The sequence below is a fragment of the Chryseobacterium sp. WX genome, assembly GCF_029542485.1.
In the GTDB taxonomy this organism is placed as follows: Bacteria; Bacteroidota; Bacteroidia; order Flavobacteriales; family Weeksellaceae; genus Chryseobacterium; species Chryseobacterium cucumeris.
Genome location: NZ_CP120710.1, coordinates 315,467 through 328,058, shown reverse-complemented (window position 1 = coordinate 328,058; position 12,592 = coordinate 315,467). Strand labels below are relative to the sequence as shown.

9 protein-coding genes are annotated in these 12,592 nt (G+C 36.1%); 4 read left to right on the top strand and 5 right to left on the bottom strand.

The genetic code is table 11. The features are described 5' to 3' along the window. Nucleotides 1–158: 158 nt before the first annotated feature. From PZ898_RS01475 to PZ898_RS01460, 4 genes are all read left to right on the top strand, one after another. Nucleotides 159–1,343 carry an MFS transporter gene (locus tag PZ898_RS01475; RefSeq protein ID WP_123278442.1) on the top strand — a complete coding sequence of 395 codons (1,185 nt, stop codon included), beginning with the start codon at nt 159–161 and terminating at the stop codon, nt 1,341–1,343. 16 nt (nt 1,344–1,359) lie between these two features. Beyond that, entirely contained in the window at nt 1,360–2,148 is a 789-nt protein-coding gene (locus tag PZ898_RS01470) for an NUDIX domain-containing protein (RefSeq protein ID WP_062670299.1), read from the top strand. A 128-nt stretch (nt 2,149–2,276) separates the two neighbouring features. Further along, complete coding sequence (locus PZ898_RS01465; protein WP_114821912.1) at nt 2,277–3,455, top strand: acyl-CoA dehydrogenase family protein; 1,179 nt, start codon at nt 2,277–2,279, stop codon at nt 3,453–3,455. 158 nt (nt 3,456–3,613) lie between these two features. Further along, nucleotides 3,614–5,560 carry a T9SS type A sorting domain-containing protein gene (locus tag PZ898_RS01460; RefSeq protein WP_277694603.1) on the top strand — a complete coding sequence of 649 codons (1,947 nt, stop codon included), beginning with the start codon at nt 3,614–3,616 and terminating at the stop codon, nt 5,558–5,560. A gap of 102 nt (nt 5,561–5,662) precedes the next feature. Here the strand turns inward: PZ898_RS01460 and PZ898_RS01455 are convergent, their stop codons facing one another. From PZ898_RS01455 to rsmG, 5 genes are all read right to left on the bottom strand, one after another. Next, nucleotides 5,663–8,026, bottom strand: a complete 2,364-nt coding sequence (locus PZ898_RS01455) for a patatin-like phospholipase family protein (RefSeq protein ID WP_062670305.1) — start codon at nt 8,024–8,026, stop codon at nt 5,663–5,665. 167 nt (nt 8,027–8,193) lie between these two features. After that, on the bottom strand, nt 8,194–10,881 hold the full coding sequence (locus PZ898_RS01450) for a PD-(D/E)XK nuclease family protein (RefSeq protein WP_277694602.1): 2,688 nt from the start codon (nt 10,879–10,881) through the stop codon (nt 8,194–8,196). After that, on the bottom strand, nt 10,878–11,414 hold the full coding sequence (locus PZ898_RS01445; RefSeq protein WP_277694601.1) for a DUF922 domain-containing protein: 537 nt from the start codon (nt 11,412–11,414) through the stop codon (nt 10,878–10,880). Before PZ898_RS01445 ends, PZ898_RS01450 begins: the two co-directional genes overlap by 4 nt. Beyond that, entirely contained in the window at nt 11,414–11,818 is a 405-nt protein-coding gene (locus tag PZ898_RS01440) for a hypothetical protein (protein WP_120230850.1), read from the bottom strand. The genes PZ898_RS01445 and PZ898_RS01440 overlap by 1 nt, the downstream gene beginning before the upstream one ends. A 62-nt stretch (nt 11,819–11,880) precedes the next feature. Next, entirely contained in the window at nt 11,881–12,516 is a 636-nt protein-coding gene (gene rsmG, locus PZ898_RS01435) for a 16S rRNA (guanine(527)-N(7))-methyltransferase RsmG (protein WP_062670312.1), read from the bottom strand. Nucleotides 12,517–12,592 lie beyond the last annotated feature (76 nt).

Here is a 12,592-nt window from a genome sequence, read left to right as displayed (position 1 = left end):
TCTCAAATTGAGACAATAAAAATATATTTTTTTTTAATTAATTAACATTCTATTCATAAATATTTTAATTTTTCTTTTATTTTTCAGGGTTAGAAGCCCTATCTTAGCATCAATATTTCATAAAATTTCATAAAAAATTAATAAAGTTATCTCCCAAAATGATCGTCAAGCCTTCAAAAATTTCTCTTCCGTTAAAACTTACCTTTCTTATTTTTTCAATGGTTCTAAACTGTATGGGACTGGTGATTCTGCAGTTGTCAGAAGAGAAAATCACCTATGGAGAACTGGGACTTTTAGAATCTTTTAAAGATCTACCTATTGCTTTTATTTCGCTTTTTGCAGTGAGCTTTATCAACAAGACAGGACCTAAAAAGGCATTGATCCTTGCCCTGGCTATTGTTGGATTCTGTTCCTGCCTGCTTCCTTTTGTAAAGGTTTTCTGGTTTTATAAATTGTGGTTTGCGATTATAGGAGCCTGCTTTGCTATTGGTAAAATCTGTGTTTTTGGGATTATAAGGAATAATATTTCGGATGAAAAATCCCTTGCAAAGACCATGAATAGCGTAGAAGCTTCTTTTATGATCGGGATTTTCGTTGTGAATACTGGTTTTGGATGGGTGATTTCCAGCCAGTATTCTGAATTCTGGAAGTTTGGTTTCTTGCTGATTGCTTTATTATCTGTGTTGACTATTTTTCTGCTTTCGAAGATAGAAATAGTAGAGTCAAAACCTATGGAAAGTAAAAGTATTCTCTCAGAATTATCAGGGTTTACCTCACCTGCAGTAGCTTTGTTTTTAGGAGTGGTCTTTTTTATTGTTTTCGTAGAACAAGGATTCAATTCATGGCTTCCTTCTTTTTATAAAAATCATCTGAAAGTCAATTCATTTTTTGCACTTCAGGCCACTTCTTTTCTATCCGTCTTTTCTTATGCCGGACGAACGATTACTGCCAATATCATCAAAAGGTTTACATTACCAAGGTATTATATTACTTGTATGACTCTTATTATCACCTTACTGATCATTATACTGGGAATACAGTATTTTGATTCCGAAGATTCGAGATTCTTACTTTTTTTATTTCCGGTTATTGGCTTGTTTCTTTCACCTCTCTACCCTGTGATCAATTCAAGAATGATTGCGCAGGTGGATAAAAATAAGATTAATCTTTTCACCTCTCTTATTGTTATTTTCTCCTCTCTTGGTAGCTCTGTAAGCTCTATTATTATGGCTGTTTTGTTTGAAAAACAATTGTTGAATTATTATCCATTATACATCTTATCTTCTGTAATTCTGCTTTTTGTGATTAGTTTTATATATTTTACTGTCACAAATAGAAAATAGTTTTATTTTTACTGCCATGAAAATTAAAGACACAAAAAGTAAAGAAACGCTACAGGAACTCATTGACACGAAAGATTTCGTAGCGCATATTTCCGTTGACTGCACCATATTCGGCTTTCATAATAACATTCTGAAAGTTTTGCTTTTAAAATATCATGATCTGGATCTATGGTCACTTCCGGGTGGTTTTGTTTTTAATGATGAAGACCTGAGAGAAGCTGCTGAAAGGGTTTTGTTTGAAAGAACACATCTTAAAGGGTTATTTCTGAAACAGTTTCACACCTTCGGAAGAATAGACCGTACAGAGAACAATGTACATCAGATTCTCCTTAAAAATAAAGGAATAACCGTTCCTGAAGATCACTGGATCTTCCAGCGTTTTATCACAGTAGGCTACTGCAGCCTTATTGATTTTTCTCTGGCTGATACTTTCCCTGACGCTTTCAATGAAAGCTGTGAATGGTTTGAAGTCAACAACCTGCCTAAAATGGCATTCGACCATGACAGAATTATTGAGACAGGTCTTGAATACCTGAGAATGAATATCAATACAGAGGTTGCAGCAAGTAACCTGCTTCCTGAAAAATTTACAATGAAAGACCTTCAGGCTCTTTATGAAACTATTTTAGGACAGAAATTCAGAAGAAATAATTTTCAGCGGAAAATTTTAAGTTTAAATATTCTGGACAGAATGGAAAAACTCTATGACGGCTCGGCCAATAAAGCTCCTTATCTGTATAAATTTAAAACTAAAGTTCATAACTCTACCAATCAGTATCCTATCTCTAATGATGAGGAGTCATAAAAATATAAATTTAACTAAAAACATAAACAAAGTAACAGTAGCCCTCTGAGAATCAATAGTAAAACAAGTTTTTAAAAAAATTTTCTAGACATCACGAAAAATGTTACTTTTAACCAAATCAAAAAATCATGTCATATTATCCTCTTACAAGCATCCCTGATTATTATGGAATTGATGCTTTACTTACTGAAGAACATAAACTCATCCGCCAATCCGTAAGAGACTGGGTTGAAAGTTTTGTAATGCCGCAGATAGATCAGGCCGCTCAAAATCATACAGATATTCCTAATCTTATGAGAGAATTGGGTAAAATCGGAGCGCTGGGACCTTATATCCCTGTTGAGTATGGCGGTTCAGGATTAGACCAGATTTCTTATGGTCTGATTATGCAGGAGTTGGAAAGAGGAGATTCTGCAGTACGTTCTGCTGCTTCGGTACAGAGTTCATTGGTGATGTTCCCTATCAACGAATTCGGTTCTGAGGAACAGAAAAAGAAATATCTTCCTAAACTTGCTGCCGGAGAAATGATTGGTTCTTTTGGATTGACAGAGCCAAACCACGGTTCTGATCCGGGTTCAATGGAAACTTATTTTAAAGATATGGGTGATCATTATCTTTTAAATGGTGCTAAAATGTGGATCACGAACTCTCCTTTATGCGACATCGCTGTAGTATGGGCAAAAAATGAGGAAGGAAAAGTACAGGGATTAATTGTGGAAAGAGGTATGGAAGGTTTTACCACTCCTGAAACTCACAATAAATGGAGCTTAAGAGCTTCCAAAACCGGAGAACTGGTATTTAATGATGTAAAGGTTCCGAAAGAAAACCTGCTTCCTGGAGTAACAGGACTGAAAGGACCTCTATCTTGTCTGAACTCTGCAAGATATGGAATTTCCTGGGGAGTAATAGGTGCTGCGATTGACTGTTACTGTACTGCAGTTCAATATTCCAAAGAAAGAAAACAGTTTGGAAAACCAATCGGTTCTTATCAGCTTCAGCAGAAAAAATTAGCTGAATTCTTAACAGAGATTACAAAAGCTCAGTTATTATGTCTTCAATTAGGAAATCTTAAAAATGCTCACAAAGCAACTCCTGCTCAGATCTCTATGGCTAAACGTAACAATGTACATATGGCTATTGAAATAGCCAGAGAATCCAGACAGATCCTTGGAGGTATGGGAATCATGGGTGAATTCCCAATGATGAGACATGCTGCAAATCTTGAGTCTGTAATTACTTACGAAGGAACGCATGATGTTCATTTACTGATCACCGGACTGGATATTACAGGAATCAACGCTTTCTAAAAAAGATAAAAATATAAATAGAGAGTCTGGCCAATGGTCAGACTCTTTTGTTTACTCACTTTGCAGAGATCTTATATTCAATGAATAATTGTTGATATCATAAAGTTTTTGTGATTTTATTAAAATTATTACTTTAATACCATACAAAAACAAACAATATGAGAAAAATTACAACTTTTTTATTAAGTCTTACCGCATCATTTTACTTTGCACAGCAGGCTGGTGATGTTGTAAGTGCCGAACAGAAACTGGATTTAACACCACAAGGAGTTATCAATTTTATCGCCAATAATCTTGGTGATCAGAATGCTCCGGAATTTGCCAACTATCTGAACAGTTTCAATCTTGGACTGAAGGGTTACAAAATTACCTATTACACCAAAAATGAAAACAATGTTCTTGTAAAAGCTACAGGACTATTGATGTACCCTAACGTACCTTTCAAACTCTCAACAGTAGTATCCGATCACGGAACAACAGACAGCAGAAATAATGTTCCGTCTAATTTCAAAGGGGCTTTAACAGCAGGATTTGTTGTTGAATTATCCTATGTACTCAACGGATATATTTTGATGGCGCCCGACTACGTAGGGATGGGAACTGGAGATGGTACTCACCCTTATGTAGATTACGCCACAGAAGCGGGTGCTACCATAGATTTTATAACCGCAGCGAATAAAGTACTGGCACAACTCAATATTAAACGTTATGACGAATATTTCTTAGCCGGATATTCTCAGGGCGCCCATGCTGCGATGTCTACATTAAAAAGATTAAGCATTTCAAATCCCAATAATATAAAATTCAAATATGCCTACATGGGTGACGGACCGTATGATTTCTCAGGAGTAACTTTAAATAAGGGAGTCCTTGAAAAAGATATTTATCCGTTCACTTCATTCCTGGCGAATGTACTTCATACCTGTAACAATACAGGTTATAAAACCTATAATAATGACATTTCAGAAGTTATTTCTGCAGAATACCTCGATAAATACAACTATCATGTTGTTCAGGATAACGGCGGACTTTTGTGGGGGCCTGTTATATGGAGAAAGCTCTTTACCACCAGTTTCGTCAATGATGTTACCAACAATCCCAATAACAAGCTAAGGCTATGCATGAAACCTAAGGATGTATATGACTGGTATAATAAAACGCCTATGACATTGGGGCATTCAACTGTCGATCTAGCGATTCCGCCTGAAAATACTTCTAAAACTATTGATGTTCAGCGTGGCTATTATCCATGGTGGGATCTTAATAAGTATAAACTGGATTCTTTTTACTGGGGACCACTGGGACATGTGGGAGGAATTCTTCCCTTTACACTAGCTTCCAATGCGAAATTCAATACCCTGAGAAGCGGCGGCCTTCTTAATGAATGGGCGATTGCAGGATCAATTTTCGGTAAACAATCAGCTGAAAAACCTTCCCTTCTGTCTTCACAGATCAAACCGGATCTGGGCAATATGCAACTGGTAGAAATTACAGATTTCAATAAAGAAAAAGCCCAGAGCAGGACAGCCAGCAATCAAAATTTATCAACTTTAAAAGATGGAGTTTATTTATTGAAAGTATCAGAAAACAATGAAAATAAAATAATTCCATACATCAAAAACACACCTCAGGAAGTTACCGAAAACGAAATTGTACAATCTGTGAATGCATCCCTTTTGCAATTAAAAGTAGATCAGGAGGAACTTACTGCTGTACATATTTTTGATGAAAATAAAACCATGATCAAAAGTATTTCCCAAAAACAGTATCGGGAAACCGGAGGAATCAATATTCATGATCTGGAAAGCAAAAACTATACGTTTGAAGTTGTTACTACTTACTACAATCTTCAGTTCAGTAAAGCGGTGGGAGGAACAATATCATCAGAAAATAACACTGATATCTATACGCAGAGACAACAAATTGTAGCTAAATCCGGCAATGATATTAAAAACATCAGCGTTTATAACATTTCCGGCGCTCTGATTATTCAGCAGGAAGTAAACAAAACGTTGTTTGAATCCCGAAATCTTGAACCGGGTGTATATCTCGTACAAATCACCCTTTCTAATGGAAAAACCATTAATAAGAAAGTAAAACTGTAAAAACAATCACTCTTCATATCTCATTTCAAGTTAATTTTGGCACTTCAGCAATGAAGTGCTTTTTGCTTCGATCATTTAAAAGCATTATAAAGGAGTATATCCTTAAAACTTAAATCCGACACTAAAATAGATCCTTGAAAAATCAAGCTGACTGTTTCGGGAAATATTCATGCTGATAGGACCGATAAGGGATTCGTAGCCCAGGTTCAATCCGTACCCAAACATATCAAAACTGTCATTAAAAGGAGAAAACTCTTCACTCACCTTTCCATAACTGAATGAAGGAGTAAGATAGAGTTTTTTCATAATTCTGTACTGGAATGACACAGCAGCCTTAGCCACAGAAGTCATCGGAAGTTCTTTTTGACGAAGCCCGTTGAATTCAGGGCTTAGCAGATCATAATTATATTCACTCCCACCCAGGTTATACTTTTGATTCAAAAACAAATACGGAACTTTATCTTCTTTCTTGGAACCGAAACTCGTTCCTAGAAACACATTCGCTTTTACTGTCAGTCTTCTTGTGATGGGATAGAAAAAGTTCTCATTCAATGTAAATGAAACAAGGTTTTTAGGCTCAGAATAGTAAGATTCTTTCGGGTTAAGGATCAGATACAGGAGAGGCTGCACAGTGTTCAGATCATAAAGCTCATACCGATCTCCGTAATAAAATCTCGTACTCACCTGCAGATGATTCCCTTTTGTAGTGAAATATCTTTTATTGAGATTATTCTGTTCAAATTTCAGGAAAGTATTGAAATTGCTGTGATTATAGAGCTTTTTACTGTAATTATCTACTTTCGACTGATCCACCTTATCCAGTAAACTGTACATTCTTTCCGTACTGAATTCCGTTCCCAGAGATAGATAAGCATTAGGATTGATGTTATAATTCAGTGCAATTTTTCCGGTTATATTACGGTACATATGGTTAGGAAAACGGTCACCGCCATCTTCACTGATATCATACAGTCTGAAGTTCAGATCATTACTTTTCAGGTGAACCATCTTGGCTTCCAGATCCAACCATAAACGTTCTCCACTATCCAGGAACTGCTGGTAAGCAAGTTTAGCTTTGAAACGTTCCGAAATATCCACTGTTGCCAGAAATCTTGATCGGTTGAGAAGAATATTTCTGTATGTATAATTGACAATAATTCCTACGGACTGTTCCGTATCATAGTGCAGCGCGAGTTTAAATGCCCCTTTTTTCGCTCTTTTCACAAATACATTCATCACAAGACCATCATTTACATTCGTGTAGGTATAGTACACTTTAACGTACTGGCGCATTCCAAATACACGGTCTATGGCTTCATTAACCGTTTTTGCATCGTAATACTTCCCTTCCGTAAGTCCCATCTGCTTTTTCAGTACTTCAATTTCAGCCGCATCTGTAATGGGTGTTCCGTCTTCTTCGTTAAAAGTAAATTTGGTGGTAGGCAGTTTCACTTCTTCAATCATCGTATGTTCATACGTAATTCCGGCTTTTCGCTGAGCTTCTGCCAGAGCTACAAACTCAGGAAGATGTTTTCTCGCTTCAGTCTCTCCTATTTTTATGATCCTTCTGAATTTGGCAAAATCTTTCGTTGTAATTTCTCCCAGTGGATCTACAAAGTCGACCAGAATATCTGATAATTCTTTCTGATGTTTAAAATCTTCTACAGAGCGGATGGCATGAGTCTGATAGATCATCTTCATCGGATTTTCAATCTCTTTTTTCGTAAAAAGTCTGAATCCGGTGTAGCCTCCGATCACAAAACCGGCACCCATCTCACGAACTTCATTGGCCGGATAATTACGATCCAGACCGCCATCAACCAAAAGCTTTCCATCAATATAAACAGGAGCAAAAGCGGCAGGAATAGCCAGCGTAGATCGAATAGCCAGTGGTAATGATCCTTCTTTCTGCATCACCAGACCTCCGTTTTCAATATCGGAAGATGTAAGCTGCACAGGAATCCTCAGTTTACTGAAATCGTTGATATGCTTTGCGTTGAAAGTAAGCGTATTAAGAACTTCTCCCATGTACTGCCCTTCAATATAAGAACTTGGAAGTGTGGGAAATCCTTTGACTACCGGAAATTCAAGGATATACTTATCATATTCGTCTTTTTCACTGATATTAACTTTATTGTAAGGAATTTTATTACTCAGAATTCTGTTCCAGTCCATTTTATAAATGGTATGCTTCAACTGGTCAGCATTATATCCCATTGCATATAAGCCTCCCAGAATCCCTCCCATACTGGTTCCTGTGATATAATCGACTTTGATTCCCAATGAATCGATCATTTTTAAAATCCCGATGTGTGCAAATCCCTTTGCCCCGCCGCCACTGAGCGCAAGGCCAAACTTAGTATCTTTGGTTACATTCTGAAGCGCAATATTCAGGGAATCATTCTTTTGCTGAGATTTGATAATGAGAGAAAAAGCAATGGCTAAAAATATCAGGATCTTTTTCATTGGTGCTGCTTAATGTATCTGATTTAAACTTTATAAGTTTTTAATAAGTAGTAAAGATACACAAAAAGTTACCTGCTTTATCACAACATTTCGTGAAGTAAACGATTCTAAGCCAGCTTATTTATTAAGAATAAACAGAGAGAAAAAATATACTAAGACTAAAATTTTTAATATGTTTTTATCGTTTCCACGAAATTGATATCCGGATTCAGGATTTCCAGGATAAGGCTTTTCACAGATTTCATGGCATCATCAATATTTCCTTTATCAAACTGCAGGGCAACCATTCCCTTTTTAGCATCTGCAAAACTCCAGATTCCGGTTTCAATCGGGAAACCCCAAAACTCAGGAAGGTGCTGTACTACGTAATGGTAAATACAAAGCTGAAGGGCCTGTTTCCTGTCGCTGTTATGGAAATATTCATCTACGTTATCCTGATCAATCTTTACAGTAAGATTTTTAGTCCTGGCGGTTTTATAATCAATAATTCTCAGAGTACCGTTCAGTTTATCAATCCGGTCAATGAATCCAAAAAAAGAAATTTTATCATTTCCATCAAGAGGAAAATCGATGTTTTCAAACCTTCTTTCGATATCAATAATCTCCAGTTTATTACCTTGCTTTATGAGTTCAAGATCATGATTCAGCACATTTTCAATGACCTTTTTAGCAATGGCCTTATGGATATAATTCATCCCTTTTTCATAAAATTCCGGCTGGTGTTTCAGTTTTTCAATAGCAATATTTATATATTCATCTACTGCTTTAACTGAATTCTTTAAATCACTTTCTTTTAAAATCTTACCCTTTAACACCTCATACACTTCTTGAAGTGAATAATGAACCAGATTTCCGTAATTTTTTATCGATAGTTCTTCTTCAATTTCATCCGTTTCCGAAGTATTTAAAATCTTGGAAAGGTAGAAATCAATCGGATTGTAAAGATAACTCGTCAGGTGGGAAGCAGATACTTTTTCCTTCCATTTTTGAAGACGTTCCTGTACAATTTGTGTCTTGGAAATTTCTATCGGTTTGGTGGCAATAGGTTCAGAGGAATTTTCAATAATGAGATGTTCGATCTCATGAGAACTTTCCATTTCGATCTGTGTAATGAAACGGCTCTTCTCTCCCGTATTGACTCCGGAACTTAAAGCATTGTATAGTAAATGTACATTCTTCGCATCCTGAATCAGTCTGTAAAAGTGATAGGCATAAATGCTGTCATTTTCAAGAAAAGTATGAAGATCGAAGAACCTTCGGATATCAAAAGGAATATAGGTATTCTGAGAGTTTCCAAGGGGAAGTTTTCCTTCGTTGACGGAAAGCAGAATAACATTTTCAAAGTTCAGGAGACGCGTTTCCAGTAATCCCATGATCTGAAGTCCTCTCAGAGGTTCTCCCTGAAAATCGATACTTTCAGAATTGATATGCTGGTTGATCAGGATTTCCAGCGTTTCCATTTTGATCTCAATATTGTAAGGAGTCAGCTGGTTTTTGATGATTCTGAATGCATTTTCAAAGTGAGAGACATTTTCATACTGAATATCGTCTATTTCAAGCCATTTTACCTGCTGGCAGAACTCAATAAGCATATCCAGATAACCGTTGGTTCCTGTTGCTTTTTGAAGAAGTCCATAATAAGACAGCCCGCTGAGCAGTTCATGTAAAAGTTTCCTGGAAATATAAACAATATTCCGTTCTTCTACTTTGGCTTTAAAATCATTGATAATCTGTTCATCTTCTACAGATTTTGGCAGTTCTTCCAAAATGGGGAAAACATCTCTGTAATAATAAGACAGTTTATTTTTTTCCAATTGTTTCTGCAGATAGAAAAGACGTTTCACTGCATTGGAGAAAGATAAGTTTTTCAACGGGAATCCCATTGTAATATTCAAATTATCAACACCATGCATTACATCAAGACTGGCCGGAAGAAGATTTTCATCCAGCAGTACTACTGCTGTATTGGAGTAGGTTTTATTATTGATCTCTTTAAAGATTTCAGGCAATACTTTGGTCTGGGTTACATTCCCGGACACTTCGTATACCTTAATTTTTTTAGGTTGGTTAAAATCGTCTTCTATCCACTGAAAAGATCTGTTATCATCAAATTCTTTCCAGGTTTTATGATTTCTCAGAAATTTTCCTGCTTCCTGTCTCTCGTCATCGAAATAATAACGGTCAGCCTGAAAGAAACACTGCGCTTTATTCCATTGCAAAAGGCTTCTTACAAGCTTTTCTTCTACCGGAGTAAAGGCATTGAAGCCGCAAAAAACAAATTCTTCTTTGGTATTTTTTGCAAAGTCGGCAATCCTGGCTTTAGCCGCCTCATGAATCATTCCGGAAGTAGCCCAGTTTCTCTCCTGCAGTCTCTCCTTTAAAACAGGGAGAAAAACGTTCATATTCTGCCAGAAATTAAGAAACTTCTTTCTCGGGACATCATCATCCTCTCCAAGATCCTGAGCCCATTCTTTAATCCTTTCCTCATCAAACATATACTGCAGAACTGCCTGATCGCTATCTGAGAATTTGAGAATATCATCCCAATCCTTCTGTAAGGTGGGAAACCATTTTAGAAAATCGGAAAAATCATCTCTGGGAATAAGATTCAGGCTTCGGTACACATCAAAAGAGAAAAGCCACAACGGAATCCCCTGAATAGTCTGATGATCTGCTATTTTATTGATGAGTTCCTCAATCGTAAAAAAATTGGGAAGAAACCCTGAATAGTTATTTTCCTCCAGAATTTGTCTGATAAACACAATGGGACGTTTTCCGGGCAGAATGATATTAAACGCAGAAAGGTCAGTGTTTTGTGCCAGCAGTTCGTGGATGATCTTATTGAGGAATTTCAAAGGGTTTTATAGCTTTTTAAGTTATCTAGTTGTTCAGAAATCAACTGATTATATTCGGTTTGTTTTTCTTTATCAATTCCATGACGGGTTTCGCCGTCATAGGACATCTGGAAGTTTTTATAATCAATAGCGATTCCTTCATAAATGGCTTTGAAATATTTATTATAATCTCCAGAATTTTTAATTTTTTCAGCAACAGCCTTTCTAAATTTTCTCACAAATAATTCTGCAATATCAAAATGCTTTTGCTCATGAAGAAGAATATAATCATCCATTCTTTTGACATCTTTCCAGGATTTATCCTCATGAAAAAGGGTTTTGATGGTAATCGTAACCGGAGCCTTCGGATCAGAAGATTTTTCAGAATAAAACTCCCAGCCACAATGGGTATATGCTGCTACATCAGGATTCTTTTTCTTGCTAACCGGGCTTTTAAAGTTATCCCATGTTAATTTTTTGCCTTCTTCCCAGATAATTTTCTGTCCGGTTACAGCTTGCGCTGCTAATAAACATAGTACAAAAGTCAATCTCATTATTCCACTACAATTGTTTTTGTGATCCAGTTATTTCCTCCATTCCAGAATTTAAAAGTATAATTACCTTTTCTTTGAGGACTGAAATTGATTTGATTCGCTCCAACGTAATTCCCTTGTGTACAAGGTCCGTTGGTAATATATTTATAGGAAGTAACCGTTCTTTCCAGATTGGTATTGTAAACATAATCATATCCATAAAAACCCTCACAATGAGATGGATAAGTGGAATATGTTTTGATGCTCTGTATTGCAAAAACATCCATGGTATCATTGACAATTTTTACGCTGTCTATTTTAATTTTACCAATAGATTCAATCGTTTGATAATTATCATCATCACACGAAACCAGAAGCACGCCTAAAACGAATACTGAAAATCCAATATTTAAAAGTTTTTTCATAACCTTTACTTTTCTGATTATTAACAAATGTTAGCAAAAATTATTCCTTATTCACATCAAAATCAGGAATTAAAATTACCTTTTGATACATAAACTACTTTTTTAGTATCAAAAAATTCTTCATCAAAATAGTGTTTAAGATTGAAAATTTCACATTTAAGTCCGGCAAGCTCTTCAGCAAGATCACCGCCTTTCAAATATAAAATTCCGTTATGTTTAGGGTTAAACTGTTCTTTTTCAAATTTCCCCTTCAGCCATCTTAAAAATTCCGGCATCTGGGTTACTGCTCTGCTGACTACAAAATGGAATTTTTCTTTCAGCTTCTCTGCTCTTCCATGAATAGCGGTAACATTAGTTAATCCAACTCCGTCTGCCACAGCCTGTACTACACTGATTTTCTTCCCAATAGAATCAATCAGGGTAAATTCTACTTCAGGAAAAAGGATCGCCAGAGGAATCCCCGGAAAACCACCTCCGGTTCCGATATCCAAAACTTTGGTTCCCGGTGCAAATTCCATCACTTTTGCAATTCCCAAAGAGTGCAGAATGTGCTTTTCATATAGGGATTCCATATCTTTTCTGGAAATTACATTGATCTTTTCATTCCATTCATTGTACAGATTTTCCAGTTTTGAGAACTGTTCTTTCTGTTTTTCAGTAAGATCCGGGAAATATTTTAATAGTAACGATGCAGACATGTGAATTATTATAAACCGCAAAAATAAGTTTTATTTCTCTTGTATTCAAATCTACTTTTCCTGATCCTGCTGCAAA